Source organism: Streptococcus suis (assembly GCF_019794555.1).
GTDB lineage: Bacteria > Bacillota > Bacilli > Lactobacillales > Streptococcaceae > Streptococcus > Streptococcus suis_AB.
Genome location: NZ_JAIMEP010000006.1, coordinates 77,291 through 92,174 on the forward strand (window position 1 = coordinate 77,291; position 14,884 = coordinate 92,174).

Consider the following 14,884-nt stretch of genomic DNA (forward strand, 5'->3'; position numbering starts at 1 on the left):
TAATTTGAATTAGGAGGTTACTATGTCCCACCATCACGTCTTGCAAAATGGATCAGATATTCGTGGCATTGCCATTGCTACAGACGAATATGCTGTCAATCTCACTCCACAAGCCACCAAGGAAGTGGTTCGCGGACTTATTCATTGGCTAACTCAGAAGCCAGAACTGGCGCAGGCCTATCAAAAAGGCCAATTGACCATCGGTATCGGTCGAGACAGCCGCCTCAGTGGTCCAGATTTGGTCTCAGCCTTTACAGAAGAAGCCGTTCGTCTGGGAGTTCAGCTGATTGACTTCGGCATGGCCACCACGCCAGCTCTCTTCATGAGCACCCAGTATCCTCAGTTCAAGTGCCACGCTGGTGTCATGATTACTGCCAGCCACCTGCCGTATTACTTCAACGGCATTAAGATTTTTTCGGAAAATGGCGGAGCAGAGCACGAAGATATTGACTTCATCCTCTCGCATAGTGAAGACTTGCCAGCTTCTTCCCTTGGAAGTATCACCAGTGCAGACCTGATTACGCCTTATGCCCAAGACTTGGTTGGTAAAATTCGTACCGCCTGTGGTGGACAAGAAAAACCACTGACAGGTCTTAATATCATCGTCGATACTGGAAACGGTGCAGGCGGATTTTTTGCTGAGAAAGTTTTGGCAGAATTGGGAGCAGATACCACTGGTTCACAATTCCTAGACCCAGACGGCACCTTCCCAAACCATGTTCCAAACCCAGATAACAAGGAAGCTATGGAAAGCATTCGTCAGGCTGTCTTGAAGCAAGGTGCAGACCTAGGCATTATCTTTGATACCGACGTTGACCGTGCCGCCCTGGTCACCAAGTCAGGAGAAATTCTCAATCGTAACAACCTGATTGCCGTTCTCAGCCAGATTGTCCTAGCTGAACATCCAGGAACCAGCATTGTGACCAATTCCCCAACGACTGAACACCTTAAGGTCTTTATAGAAAGCCTGGGAGGCAAACAAATTCGCTATATTTCAGGCTACCGTAATGTCATAAACCGTGCTATTTTAGCCAATCAAGAGGGAGTTGATTGCCAGTTGGCTATCGAAACCTCAGGACACGCTGCCTTTAAGGAAAATTACTTCCTTGATGACGGAACCTATGTAGCGGCTAAGATTCTCATGCTCTTACCAAAACTGCAAGCGGAAGGCAAGTCCTTGGACGACTTGATTGCCCAGCTCAAGCAACCACTTGAAACCCAAGAAGTACGGTTCAAACTAGAGGCGGCAGACTATCGAGCACTTGGTGAACAGGTGATTGCTGACCTCCGCCAAACCAGCCTCGAAGGCTTTGCTTTTAACCCAGAAAACGAAGAAGGAGTGCGGTTTGACCTGACTGAGCCTTATGGTGACGGCTGGCTCTTGCTCCGTATGAGCCTCCACGAGCCCCTCTTGGTCTTGCAGGTGGAGAATGACCAGACTGGACACATACCTGCCGTTTTACGAACTCTCTCAGCCTTTTTGGACCAGTACCAAGCTGTCAATCAGGAAAAATTAAAAGAATTATTGTAAAACTGCATTTACCTGGTCCTAGGGATCAGGTTTTTAAATTTCAATAGTTTTTTTCTTGACTTACCATTAATTAGTGATAAAATGATATTATAAAAGAAAGCGAGGTAATAATGATGATAAAAGTTTCAAATCCTTCTCAATTAATCGAAGCCCTGGATCATAACGAAAAGTCCATACACATTACACGAACAATGACTCTCGCACAACCTATTTTTCTACCTGATGGAATTGAAATAAAAGGAGTAAGACAAGAAAACGGTGTATCGCCCACCGTCTTCTTCTCCCACTCAGATGGATTTATTTTAAAGGGAGGCGCAACTATCACAGATTTAGCAATTTCTGCGTTACAGGATAAGAAAGCCATTTCGTTATTGCCACAACAAAGTAGGGAAAACTTTGGTACCGTTTCATTAAATCATTTAGAAGTTGATGGTCAGATATCACTTATTTTCAAAGCTCCGACTTTGTCCGCACATGTTGAAACTCATAACGTTTTAGTGCGAAAATCTGATACTCGAACCTATTTAGAACAGCCACAAAAATATGGTGTAAACGTTTTACAGGGCGCCTACACCTTGTATAATTTTAACCCCGATGCTTCTAGTAATATCACAGCATCAATCAGTGATCTAAATATTGGGCAAGATGGCCAACCTGTCATAGGTTCTGGAGTATTTATTTCAGGATTCAACGATGCGGGTGGACAAGTAAATATTGAAAAAATCACGCTTGGCTCAGTATTTTCAACTGGACTCTTACCACAAGGAGTTGCTGACTTTATAACAGCTGGCGTATTTATTGTGTACGGCGCTCATGTTCAAAATCTACATCAATTGGGTAAGACAGTAACCTATGGTGTCAATGATATGGTGCTAGATGCATGGGGTACAGTAGATAGATGGATCGTTGAAGGTGACGTAATCTCTTACGGTCAATCAGGAGTCGGCTTTGTAAATTTTGGAACAGTCAATTATTTCCAAGCTAAAAATACAATTTCTACATTTGGTGTCGGTGCAAGAGCTTATAACCAATACGATGGAACGTTAAAAGAAGGTCATTTTTCGGATATCAATACTTATAATGATGGAGCAGTTGGTATTCAAATTTCTAAAGAAGTGGGTGAACTTCATATTGAAGGAAATATTACTACCCATGGTGGAGTTGGACAATCACTCGTTAAAGGTGTTAATGTAGATTTACCAGCTTATGCCTTTTCAATTAAAGATGGTGGTTACCTACATACACTTCATGTCCATGGTTCTATTATCAGCCATGGTGCGAATGTCACAACCGTAACAATGGAACAAGATGCACGACTAGACAATGTTCAAATCGAAGGGACTATTGAAGCAACTGGTACAAACAGCAAGTCATTTAGTGACGATAGCATCGCATCCATCTTTTAAAGGTAAAAAATGAGATTTGTTTCATTCCCAAATCTCATTTTTTATATTTATCGATATGCTTTTGCAAAAAAGAAATAACTGGACCTGTAAAAATCATTGCGATAATTGTACCTTCTCTAATGCCAAGAAATGGATTTCCAAATAGAAATGAAAGCATAAGAGCCACTATAACCATCGCACTGTCACAATATAATTTTACCTGATGAAACGAACGGCCACTTGCTAGTGCAATAGTTTTAGGTAGTCCTTCACCAGGCATCACAACTGTTCCAGCCTGTACTTCCATTAAGACGCCAAGAGCAAGCACAAAGACGCTAATAATCAAAATAATAAGCTGGATAGGATATACTTGTGTAGTAAGAACCGGAGTGAGTAATCTGTCATAGAAAGAAATAAAAATCCCAAAACAGGTTCCTGGAATTAGTTGCACAATATACGGAATTAAGTCTTTAATCGTATCTGGTTTGGCAACGATAATTTGAATGAGTACAAGTATAGCTAAAAATACAGTTGTATTAACACCAATGGATGCCCCAAAGGATTCAGAAACAACGTTTGGAATTGCAGCAATGGGAGAAGTACCTAATAACGAAGATTTCGACATAACCACAGCAACTGCCATGATATTAATTGCAACGATAAATTTTACAAATTTCATATCATTATTGTATATACTTCTAAATGAAAAATCAATACTCAACTTTGAATTGATAAAACTTTTGAATCTTGTTGCATAATTTATATTACGTAACATCACAACTGATCCAGTGCATTTTTTTGCTCATCATTGACGATATGAGTGTAGAGATCGGTGACCTGGGTATTGGCGTGACCCAGCTGATGACTGACCAGAACTTGCGACTTGGTGGCATCATAGAGTCGTGTTGCTAGCGTATGACGAAGTTTGTGTGGAGTAACACGTATCTTAAAATCTGCAGAATACTTTGCCACCATTTTTTCAATAGAAGACGCATCGATACGATTGGGCAGACCACGGTATTCGGATAGGAAGAAGGCTGTATCCGTTTTTTCAGCCTTGTAGCGTTGCTGACGGATGCACATATAGGCTTCCAGATAGGGCTTAGCAAACCCAGCCACATTGACAGAGTCCCGTTTACCACCCTTACGGGTTACTTCGATAATCATCATATTGAGGTTGACATCTCGAAGATCCAAATTCACCGCTTCTGACAGACGGACGCCAGAAGCCAAGAGAAGTGCCAGAATCGCCAAATCCCGCTCCTTATTTTTCTGGAAAGAGGAGAGGGCCCGCTTGGATAACTTGGCTTGGTATTCATTGTCTACGTACTCCAAAAACTCAATGGTTTCATCTCCCAAGAAGAGCTTTTGCTTGATGTTCTCCGCTCGTGCTGCCAAGGTTTCCTTCTTCTTTTTGGTCGACACCTTCTTCATGACATTGCGGTAGAAGTAGGGTTCGCCCTGCTCATTTTCCACTTCTTCGGTTAAATACTTGAAGAGACTAGAAAGTGCCGACAGGGTACGGTTAATGGTGGTTTGCGACACACCATTCTGCGTGGTATTGGCGTTCAGCAGGGGACGCTCCCTCAGATAAAGAATAAAAGCCTCCATATCTTTTTTGGTCAGATGTTCCAAGATATCTAACGGAATGTCAGCAATCCGTTCCACAGACACCAAATCCGAATCTTGTAACCACTCAAAGAATCTACGGTATTCCTTTAGATATTCGTACAAGGTTGTAAAACTGTAAGGCACAGCCAATTTTGACTGATAATATTCCAGAACATACCAAGGCATAATTTCTTTTAGTTGATCAATTTTTTCCAATAATAACTCGCGTCTCATCATTTTCTCCTGATTTTAGCTATATGAGTAGTATAGCATAACCTTATATAAGTTTCAAGAAAATTATAGTTTTTCGGAAAGATGTGTGCAGGGATATTCATCTCTATAACAAAAACTTCTTGATAACTGGAAAAATTTTTTTCACACCCAAAATCCCAAAAATCTAGATTATTTCTCGGCAAACTCACTGTACATTAGAATCTTCTTCGCAACCTCTTCTGGCTTCAAACTGTCTGTGTTTAACCTTTGCCCCGGAATATGACTTTCAAAAGCTTTTAAACAAACATCAAGATGTCTCTTGGCCCAGATGTTGTCTTCATTGACTCGATTATCTAAACGTTCCAAAATGGTTGTTTTGTCAGCTAACAAAATATACTTTTCCAGAGGAATTTTATCCTTTATCAATTGCTGAATAATCTCCTGATAATAGTCTTTCTTATAGATTGTCACGGGAATAATAATCTTATCAGTTTTAACCGCTAAATCAAATACTATTTTATAAGTACTCTGTCGCCAAACAGAATAATCTTGAAAATCTTCAGGACATACAGTCTGAGGTAATTTATGTTGCAAGAAATCACCTAGTAACTCGGAATCATAGAGATATGAGTTTTCTATTCATTTGTGTAATATATTTGCTAAAGTATTCTTTCCGACACCGAATGGACCATTTAACCAAATAATCATATAGTATTCCTTTCTATTTTTACAAAAAAAAGTTTACACAAAATAAATTATGTAAACTTTTTGTTTTATAAAATCAATAAAACGTACAATACTAGGACGCTGATGATGCTAAATAGCGAACCGATTAAATAGTATTCAGCAAAGGCTTGGCTTTTGGATATTTTATCATAGCGTGCGATGGATTTTGCAGTAAATACCAGCCCGATAGCTGTGTATTGGCCCAGAAGTAGAAAAATTCCCATTATGAGGCGCTCCAATTGACCAATCAAGGCTCCTGCACCTGTCACAGTCTGCTCTTCTTCTCCTTCCGCTACCTGATATTTGCTAAAGTAGAGTTTGAAAAGAATATTGACGGGCTTGCTGATCAGGAGGATAAAAAGGATTTGCAGGAGGAGATAATTTGGTTCAATCCAGAGTGAGTGTGAAGCGACATTGACACCTATAGTGTGATAAAGAATGATGATAGAGATGATATGTAGCAATTGATCAGCTAGGAATTCTCCAGTTTCCCAGGAGTCCTTTATCCAATGGTGTTTGTTAAGAAAATATTTGACATAGTCAATCGCAAGATGACTCAGCCAAACTTTAAAAAATAAATCTCCGTTTTGAATGGGGGTAAGTAAGGCTAGGATAAGAAGAGGGATAGCAACAATAAAAAGGTGCATGAAAAGAGCTTTCAAATGCAGTTTTTTAGCATCCGCCAGTGCTTGACTTTGGAAGGTGAAATCACTTAAAAAGTGGGCAATAAGCAAGGCGGTTAAAACTGGATGTTGAATAAGATAGCTAGAAATAACTGAAAATGACATGCTTTATCTTTCTTTCTGACTGAGCTGGAGAATCAAATTCATGGCAGTTTGACGATTACGCAGGTAGAGTTTGATTCCGCTGGATTTCAAACGTTTGGTAAAGGCGCTTTGACTGAGTTTCATTTTCTCAGCAATTGGCTTTTGTGTGAAATCTTCTTGATAGATTTTTCTGGAGATTAAGGTCTCAAACAGATCCGTTTGCGAACGATTCCAGGCAGCTTTGATGAAATCGCTAGAAGTTAGCAAGGGGTTAATCACACGATCGATTTGCTTGTATTCAGATGAAAATGCAATTTTGCTGGTGCCATAGTCATGGTTATCATGAATGAAGTCAATAGCCTTGCGTGCTTCCCAATAAGCTGGACCATCTGCTCCAATACTTAGCTTGGGATCGATAGCTGTTAGAATCTCACCCAAACCAATCCCAAATCTAATCTCCACCTCATCACGAAAGGCTAGTTGGATTTGGTCAATTATTAAAAAAATATAAGGGTTAGGCTTGCATAAAGCTTGAAATTCATCTCCCTTTGTAATGGTAAATGGCGATGCGAAGTCCTGAGCGAAGGAATGATTGATTCTATTCAGTTGCTGTTTTAGCCGCTCTTGAATACTAGAGCGGTTGGAAGTTTGTTTTGAATTGACGATATCTCCTATTATTGCGATATAATTCATAACTTGTCCTCCGATTTCTGTTGTATTTCCATTATAACGGACAATATAGGAGTTGTCCACTAAAAAGGACATTTTTGAATATTTCCGTTATAACGGAAAGTGTCGGGGTTCAAAAATCATTTTTCTGCTTTGCAACTTCTATTTTATATTGCTGTATATTACTTCTTCGAATAAAAAGTAAAAAAGAAGAGATTATTTTCTCTTCTTTTTAGCTTTTTTAATTTTATTTGCTTGACGTTTCATGGCCTGTTTCATGGTAAATTCACCAATTTTGCCTTTCAAACCACCGCCAAACATTTGAGACATATCTGGCATTCCTGCGCCACCCATTAATTGGCTCATGTCTGGCATACCAGCTCCGCCCATCATATCTTCAAGAGCAGACATATCCATACCATTCATGTTTGGCATGTTTTTAGGGAGATTATTTGGATTGATTCCCATTTGTTTCATCATTTTGTTCATATCACCAGACATAACTCCCTGCATCATTGACTTAGCCTGGTTGAAATCTTTGATGAATTTATTGACTTCGACAAAGCTATTTCCTGATCCAGCAGCGATACGACGACGGCGACTAGGAGTCAATAAATCTGGATTTTCACGCTCTTCTGGCGTCATTGATGACACAATCGCACGTTTACGGGCAATTTGTTTTTCATCAACTTTTAGATTGGAAAGAGCGGGATTTCCAGCCATACCTGGAATCATCTTGAGAAGGTCTTCCATCGGGCCCATATTTTGAACTTGATCTAATTGGTCAATGAAGTCATTGAAATCAAAGGTGTTTTCACGCATTTTTTCAGCGAGTTCTAATGATTTCTTCTCATCATATTCCTTGCTCGCCTTCTCAATCAAGGTCAGCATGTCACCCATACCAAGAATACGCGAAGACATACGATCTGGGTGGAAGGTTTCGATATCGGTGATTTTTTCACCTGTACCTGTGAATTTGATTGGCTGACCTGTGATGTGACGAACAGACAGGGCTGCACCACCACGAGTATCACCATCAATCTTGGTCAAAATCACACCGGTGATGGACAATTGATCATTGAACTCACGTGCAACATTAGCAGCTTCCTGACCAATCATGGCATCAACTACCAAGAGAATTTCATTTGGTTGAGCAAACTCCTTGATTTCTCTTAACTCGGCCATAAGGGCTTGGTCAATTTGCAAACGACCAGCCGTATCAATCAAGACATAGTCATTGTGATTGACTTTGGCTTGTTCTAAACCTTGACGGACAATCTCAAGAGCTGGAACTTGATTGCCCAACTCGAACACAGGTACATCAATCTGTTGTCCAAGTGTCTTCAACTGGTCTATAGCAGCGGGACGATAAATATCGGCAGCAATCAAGAGTGGACGAGCATTTTCTTCCTGCTTGAGTTTATTAGCCAACTTCCCTGTGAAAGTTGTTTTACCAGCCCCTTGCAAACCAGCCATCATAATGATAGTTGGAATTTTCGGAGACTTAATGAGTTCGGAAGTTTCAGAACCCAATACAGTTGTTAACTCTTCATCAACGATTTTGATGATTTGTTGAGCAGGATTCAAGGTTTCAATCACTTCATGCCCAATAGCACGTTCGCGTACTTTCTTGATAAAGTCTTTTACAACTGGCAAGGCCACGTCAGCCTCAAGCAAGGCCAAACGAATTTCCTTGGTCGCTTCCTGAATATCACTCTCAGAAATTTTTCCTTTACGACGCAGATTTTTAAAGACATTCTGTAAACGTTCTGTTAAGCTCTCAAAAGCCATATACTTCTCCTCTTAATCTCTATTATCGATACTAGTTAGAATAGCGATTTTCTCCTCTAAGTAACTATCACCCGGATACCTAGAAAGAATTTCATCAAAAATTTGACTACGCACTACATAATCAGAGTACATATGTAGTTTCATCTCGTAGTCTTCCAGCAATTTTTCTGTTCTTTTAATGTTATCATACACCGCTTGACGACTGACATTGAATTCCTCAGCAATTTCTGCCAGACTATAATCATCTGCATAATACAGCTCAATATAGTTCATTTGCTTATCCGTCAGCAAGGCTGCGTAGAATTCAAATAAAGCATTCATTCGGTTGGTTTTTTCAATTTCCATAAACTTTATTATATCAAAATTTTTATCTTTTATAAATAAGAAAATCCGTCATCTATTGAAAGAACAAGCGGATTTTCTAAATATATTACATAATTTAATGTATGTTAATTATTTTCTAAATAAAACTCAAAGCGCTCGCCCACGTACTGGCTATTAACAAATTCAAATGCTTGACCATCTTCCAAATAGGAAACTTGTTTTAAAGCAAGTATAGCCTGATTCTTAGTAATTTCTAAGTACTGAGCAACTTTTTCATTCGCCAAACGAGCAAAGATTGTTTGCTTACTTGTTCCAATACGATAACCATTATCTACTAGTGTTTTGAAAAAATGATTGGTTACTTCCTCTTTTGGAACATTTTTAATCAAACGCTCCGGAATGCTGGCTACTTCATAAACAACCGGTACATTGTCAGCATAGCGAACCCGTTCCATTCGAATGATTGATTCCCCTCGAGACAAACCAAGCTCTTCAATTTCTTTTTCGTTTGGTTTTGTGCGAGTGTATGACAAGAGCTTGCTCGTAGGTGTTTTTCCTTGAAGCAGTACCAATTCAGTAAAGGAAGTCGTTCCCCGCATCTTCTCTTGCACTCGAGTGCTGGCTACATAGGTGCCAGAACCCACTTTTCGTTGCAAGACTCCCTCTTCTACTAATAGCGTAATACCTTGCCGTAAGGTCATGCGAGATACTCCAAATTCTTCTGATAAATCTCTTTCACTCGGCAAGCGCTGACCGATGGTCCAAATCCCCTGGTCAATTTGTTCTTTTATCTTATCATGAATCGTAATATATGCTGCTTTCATCTCGACCAACCTTTTTCTTTCTAGTGTACCAAAAATATTCTTATTTGACAAAAATAGACCGATTTTTATGAGGAAATTTGATACCGCAAACAATAAGAAAGCTTTTCCTAAAATAAGCAATGTAAAAAATAGAAAAATACGAACACTTTGATTTTATAAATTACTCATAGTTTGCAAAACAGATATTTATGAAATATAGTTTGGAAAATGTTCGCTTTTATGATAAAATATGTACTAGTATTTGAATTTATTTCAAAACGAAAGGGTAAAACATGACAAAACAAGATGTCCAAAAAATCATTGTACTGGATTATGGTAGCCAGTACAATCAGCTCATTTCGCGTCGTATTCGTGAATTTGGTGTCTTTTCAGAATTGAAAAATCACAGAATAACTGCCGATGCAGTTCGCGCCATCAATCCAATTGGTATTGTACTTTCAGGTGGTCCTAACTCTGTCTACGCAGAGAATGCTTTCGATATTGACCCAGAAATATTTGAATTGGGTATTCCAATCTTGGGTATTTGTTACGGAATGCAACTCATCACTCACAAGCTAGGTGGTAAGGTTGTGCCTGCTGGTGAAGCTGGAAATCGTGAATATGGTCAATCTAACCTACAATTGAAAACTGAGTCAGCTTTGTTTGCGAATACACCAGAAGAGCAACTAGTGCTTATGAGCCACGGTGATGCTGTCACAGAAATCCCAGCAGATTTCCATCTTGTTGGTCTTTCATCTGACTGTCCTTATGCCGCAATTGAAAACACAGAACGCCGTATCTACGGTATCCAATTCCACCCAGAAGTTCGTCATTCTATTTATGGCAATGACATTTTGAAAAACTTCGCATTTGGCATCTGTGGTGCACGTGGCGATTGGACGATGGAAAACTTCATAGAAACTGAAATCGAAAAAATTCGTCAAACAGTTGGCAATAAAAAAGTCTTACTCGGTCTCTCTGGTGGTGTTGACTCATCTGTCGTTGGTGTTCTTCTTCAACGTGCGATCGGTGATCAATTGACTTGTATCTTTGTTGACCACGGTCTTCTTCGTAAAAATGAAGGTGATCAAGTCATGGAGATGCTAGGCGGTAAATTTGGACTGAATATTATTCGTGTTGATGCGGCTAAACGCTTCTTAGATTTGCTAGCTGGTGTATCTGATCCAGAGAAAAAACGTAAAATTATCGGTAATGAATTTGTTTACGTATTTGACGATGAGGCGAGCAAGTTAACAGATGTTGAATTCTTGGCTCAAGGAACACTTTATACAGATATCATTGAGTCTGGTACAGATACAGCTGAAACCATCAAATCTCACCATAATGTTGGTGGTTTGCCTGAAGATATGCAATTCAAACTAATCGAACCACTCAATACATTATTTAAAGATGAAGTTCGTGCCCTAGGTACTGCTCTCGGCATGCCTGACGAAGTTGTGTGGCGCCAGCCATTCCCTGGTCCAGGTCTTGCTATCCGCGTTATGGGTGAAATTACAGAAGAAAAACTCCAAACGGTTCGTGATTCAGATGCTATTTTGCGCGAAGAGATTGCCAAAGCTGGTCTAGACCGCGATGTTTGGCAGTATTTCACCGTCAATACTGGCGTACGCTCAGTGGGTGTTATGGGAGACGGTCGTACTTACGACTATACAATTGCTATTCGCGCTATCACTTCTGTCGATGGAATGACGGCTGACTTCGCCAAACTTCCTTGGGAAGTTCTTCAGAAAATCTCTGTCCGCATCGTAAATGAAGTAGCTCACGTCAACCGCATTGTCTACGATATCACAAGTAAACCACCAGCAACAGTTGAGTGGGAGTAAAACAGTCTGGGGATAGACTGTTTTACCCGACGCCTAAAAACAAGAAAGTGTCGCAAGTCTGGGGATAGACTGTTTTACCGGCGCCTAGCCTCATAACAAAGTAGCGTCAAGAGTTCGTGAGAGGCTTGATTTACCTTCAAAATAGCGATTCTACAGCAGTTTAGCAGGAACAAACTAGTCTAAAAAGGGTGAATCTTCGTTTGATTCCCCCCTAAATCCCCCCGAAAAAAGAATTAGCCAGAAAAAATTTCTAGCTAATTCTTTTTGTTTCTATCGAGAATTTCATTTCATGATATTCATAAATCCTGATTCGTTTGTTTTCGTTAGTTGTTCTTACTTTAAAAATAAAATAGTGGTCATGACCATCAGTTGACTTACTTTTGTGCAATCGAAAGTAATTTTTTTGTTTCATCGCCATAGTTAGCAATATATCATCAATTAAAAATGTAAGAGGGTCAACACCTTTATAGTACCTGTTAAAATCCTTCTCAAATTGAAGATATGAATCAGAAAAATAATCGAATTGAATCATGTCTTCATAGATAGCTTTTCTATTCATCTAATACCTCCACTAAACTAATTTCAATTATTTCAGTAATTTGAATCAATTCATACTTTTGTATTGTTTTTATGGTAATTTCTTTTACACTTAGTTCGGTTATTTTGCCTTGATACGCTTCCCTTTTACCATTACGTACTACAATGAACATTCCCTGTGATTGCGAAGAGTATAATTGAGTAATGTAAGTTAGTATCTCAATTTTTGATAGCTTAGATGACATATCTATTCTATTCTTATCATCCATCAATGAGCTGGTATGTTCAGATAGAAAGAATCCCATCCATTTCTGCATACCTCGGTCTTGATAATCTCTTGCCGATTGGTACGGCAAATAACTTCTATCAATCATTTCAAACCGTCTAAATCGCCAGCAGAATGTCCACCAATCAATTTACTTCTTGCAATACTACGCGATGCATTCGTAAGTACGTTAGCTTTTTGGAGCATTGTAAATCCAAATTGATTACGTATCGAATCTATTGCGGTTTGTAATCTCTCTTTCTTTAGTAATTCTTCAGGGTCATCAAATAAATTCAGGATTGTCAGATTTTCATCAACGAACGAAGAGTAGGATACAGCTATACTTCTAACAGCTCCACCGTTGTATTTTTTCCTAAATAGAGAAATTACATACTTTTGTAAATCCTCAGTTAGATTAGTAGGTTCTATTTTCATTTGTCCTCTAAATGATGTTTTCTCTTCAAACCACGAATATCCAATGCCAATATAGACTGTTGTTGTTTTTTTATGAATACCTCGCAAGCGAATAGCAACCTGTTCAGCCATCTCTTTTAAAACAAGTTCTATCTCATACTGCTTAAAATAGTCTCTCGGAAGAACTTGAGAGTTTCCTAATCCCTTAGACTTTGGTTTATAGGGTACATGAACATTGCTTTCATCAACTCCATTTGCGTGATACCACAATTGCACACCGTATACACCAAATTCTTTCTTTAATAAATCTGGACTGTAAGTCGCCAATTCTTTAATGGTATAGATCCCAAGTTTTTCTAGTCTTTTTTCAATTGCAGCACCAATTCCCCAAAAGTCCGTTAATCTTGAAATCCCCCACACTTTTGTAGTTACGTCTTCATAGGACCAGTTAGCTCTCATGTTATGTGTTTTCTTAGCCTCATTATCTAATGCTAATTTTGCAAGTAAGGGATTGGCATTAGACATACCAATGGTAGAATAAACACCTGTCTTACGATAGATATCCCTTTGAATTCTCGCACTAAGCATATCTAATTTATCTTTTCGACTAAGTGATTGACTGGAAATGAAATAGTTTAAAGAAGATGTCAAGTCAATGAACCCTTCATCAATTGAGTAGGGCATGATATCTTCGATACTCCCGTATTGCTGAAAAATATGCTGGATTTCAATATTTTTTTCAATATATAAATCCATACGAGGCGGAACAATAACTGTCGCACGCGCCCATTCCTCAATGAATCGAATATAAGCAGGGTCTGTCGATAGACCTTTCCTTTTTGCGTTATAGTAAGAAAATTTTCTTGTATGTATATCAAAAGGTAAATCGTAGGCTCTTCCTACATTTGACTTGCCAAATACTTCTTTGAACAGGGGTGATGAAGCAAGGATCAAGCCATTCGAGTTGTCTGCCCTACTCATCACACATAGCGAAGTTTTTAAAGGATGCAATCCACGGCTGGCACATTCAACACTTGCATAGAAAGATTTCATATCAACAAAGGCAATATCGCTTTTTGGTTCTCTCTTGTAATCAATCATACTCATCACATCACATTATATTGTCAAATGTTGTTCTCATTATTCGAGCTTCTCAATTGGTCTGAAATGGCCAATGACTTTTCCAACGATTTTAAATTCATCCGACTCATACGCATAAATATCAGGGTATTTGGGATTGATGGAGACAATCCTATACCGATTTTTTTCTTTGTACACGCGCTTAATATAGGCTTTCCCATTAAGGGATATGGCATATACTGCACCATCATAATCATATCCTGAGGAGGAGAACAAGGCAACTTCTCCATCAGAGTAAGTTGGCTCCATGGAATGTCCCACAATAAATGAAGCAAAATCATAACTGTACTCCTCATCTGAGTAGACCGTACTAAAACGGTACTCATCGTAGTAACTTTCACCATAACCAGCAGATAAGGGAACTTCTTCCAATACTTGAATAGGATAAAGGGAAATGACCTTCTTAGAACTTTCTTCCATTTGATTTTTCAGTAATTCTTCTACAAAATGATCAGCACTCGTCCTATTTTTCTGATTTAAGCGGAGATAGTTGGATACAATCATGTATTCAGATTCAAAATACGTATTTTCTACTCCAAATAAGCTCCCTAAACGCTCTAAATTAGACTGATTTGGCTTTGCCCTCCCCAACTCCCAACTCGTATATGAAGCACGATTGATTTCTAATTGTTGTGCAATTTCCATCTGAGTCAAGCCTTTTTCTTTTCTCAGTTGTTTTAATCGTTCTCCCGAAAACATAAACACCCCCAATGTGTTTTATTAAACACATTATACAAAAATTTCTTCCAGTTGTCTATAAGAAAATAGCCACGAACTGATTTATTATGTAAACAATTTTGAATTTTTTCTGGACTTAACAAACACTTGTAAGCTTATTGTTAACCACTACTTCAGCTTTCCACC

General features: G+C 38.9%; 15 protein-coding genes. 3 read left to right on the forward strand and 12 right to left on the reverse strand.

What is annotated here, in order from left to right; translation table 11 throughout:
• The first annotated feature begins 22 nt into the window (after positions 1-22).
• Both K6V48_RS04160 and K6V48_RS04165 read left to right on the forward strand, forming a co-directional pair.
• Entirely contained in the window at positions 23-1,531 is a 1,509-nt protein-coding gene (locus tag K6V48_RS04160; RefSeq protein ID WP_222368110.1) for a phosphohexomutase domain-containing protein, read from the forward strand.
• 113 nt (positions 1,532-1,644) lie between these two features.
• On the forward strand, positions 1,645-2,937 hold the full coding sequence (locus tag K6V48_RS04165; protein ID WP_172038928.1) for a hypothetical protein: 1,293 nt from the start codon (positions 1,645-1,647) through the stop codon (positions 2,935-2,937).
• A 34-nt stretch (positions 2,938-2,971) separates the two neighbouring features.
• Here K6V48_RS04165 and K6V48_RS04170 read toward each other — a convergent pair whose 3' ends face one another.
• From K6V48_RS04170 to K6V48_RS04205, 8 genes are all read right to left on the reverse strand, one after another.
• Positions 2,972-3,595, reverse strand: a complete 624-nt coding sequence (locus K6V48_RS04170; RefSeq protein WP_172089296.1) for a YczE/YyaS/YitT family protein — start codon at positions 3,593-3,595, stop codon at positions 2,972-2,974.
• Positions 3,596-3,690: 95 nt separating this feature from the next.
• Positions 3,691-4,761: a tyrosine recombinase XerS gene (gene xerS, locus K6V48_RS04175; RefSeq protein ID WP_172017918.1), complete on the reverse strand. Its 1,071-nt coding sequence runs from the start codon at positions 4,759-4,761 to the stop codon at positions 3,691-3,693.
• Positions 4,762-4,929: 168 nt separating this feature from the next.
• The gene (locus K6V48_RS04180; protein WP_261311037.1) at positions 4,930-5,334 is read right to left on the reverse strand and encodes an adenylyl-sulfate kinase; all 405 of its coding nucleotides are present in this window, start codon (positions 5,332-5,334) and stop codon (positions 4,930-4,932) included.
• Between the two features lie 179 nt (positions 5,335-5,513).
• Positions 5,514-6,254: a DUF3307 domain-containing protein gene (locus K6V48_RS04185; protein ID WP_222368113.1), complete on the reverse strand. Its 741-nt coding sequence runs from the start codon at positions 6,252-6,254 to the stop codon at positions 5,514-5,516.
• 3 nt (positions 6,255-6,257) lie between these two features.
• Positions 6,258-6,926, reverse strand: coding sequence for a SatD family protein (locus K6V48_RS04190; protein ID WP_222368115.1), 669 nt, complete (start codon positions 6,924-6,926; stop codon positions 6,258-6,260).
• 192 nt (positions 6,927-7,118) lie between these two features.
• Entirely contained in the window at positions 7,119-8,693 is a 1,575-nt protein-coding gene (gene ffh / locus K6V48_RS04195; RefSeq protein WP_222368117.1) for a signal recognition particle protein, read from the reverse strand.
• A gap of 12 nt (positions 8,694-8,705) precedes the next feature.
• Positions 8,706-9,038, reverse strand: coding sequence for a putative DNA-binding protein (locus K6V48_RS04200; protein ID WP_105127126.1), 333 nt, complete (start codon positions 9,036-9,038; stop codon positions 8,706-8,708).
• Positions 9,039-9,142: 104 nt separating this feature from the next.
• Complete coding sequence (locus tag K6V48_RS04205; protein WP_024392131.1) at positions 9,143-9,841, reverse strand: GntR family transcriptional regulator; 699 nt, start codon at positions 9,839-9,841, stop codon at positions 9,143-9,145.
• A 272-nt stretch (positions 9,842-10,113) separates the two neighbouring features.
• On the opposite strand from K6V48_RS04205, the gene guaA reads away from it, so the two are divergent.
• Positions 10,114-11,664 (forward strand): glutamine-hydrolyzing GMP synthase, encoded by a 1,551-nt coding sequence (gene guaA, locus K6V48_RS04210; RefSeq protein WP_222368119.1) that lies wholly within the window; start codon positions 10,114-10,116, stop codon positions 11,662-11,664.
• A 250-nt stretch (positions 11,665-11,914) separates the two neighbouring features.
• Here the strand turns inward: guaA and K6V48_RS04215 are convergent, their stop codons facing one another.
• Genes K6V48_RS04215 through K6V48_RS04230 form a run of 4 tightly spaced genes read right to left on the reverse strand, consistent with a single transcriptional unit; the run spans position 11,915 to position 14,719 of the window.
• Positions 11,915-12,223, reverse strand: a complete 309-nt coding sequence (locus K6V48_RS04215; protein WP_222368121.1) for a DUF5960 family protein — start codon at positions 12,221-12,223, stop codon at positions 11,915-11,917.
• On the reverse strand, positions 12,216-12,575 hold the full coding sequence (locus tag K6V48_RS04220) for a hypothetical protein (protein WP_222368123.1): 360 nt from the start codon (positions 12,573-12,575) through the stop codon (positions 12,216-12,218). Before K6V48_RS04220 ends, K6V48_RS04215 begins: the two co-directional genes overlap by 8 nt.
• Positions 12,572-13,987 carry a Y-family DNA polymerase gene (locus K6V48_RS04225; RefSeq protein WP_222368125.1) on the reverse strand — a complete coding sequence of 472 codons (1,416 nt, stop codon included), beginning with the start codon at positions 13,985-13,987 and terminating at the stop codon, positions 12,572-12,574. Before K6V48_RS04225 ends, K6V48_RS04220 begins: the two co-directional genes overlap by 4 nt.
• A 33-nt stretch (positions 13,988-14,020) precedes the next feature.
• A complete protein-coding gene (locus K6V48_RS04230; protein WP_222368128.1) occupies positions 14,021-14,719 on the reverse strand; it encodes a helix-turn-helix domain-containing protein in 699 nt (232 codons plus the stop codon).
• Positions 14,720-14,884 lie beyond the last annotated feature (165 nt).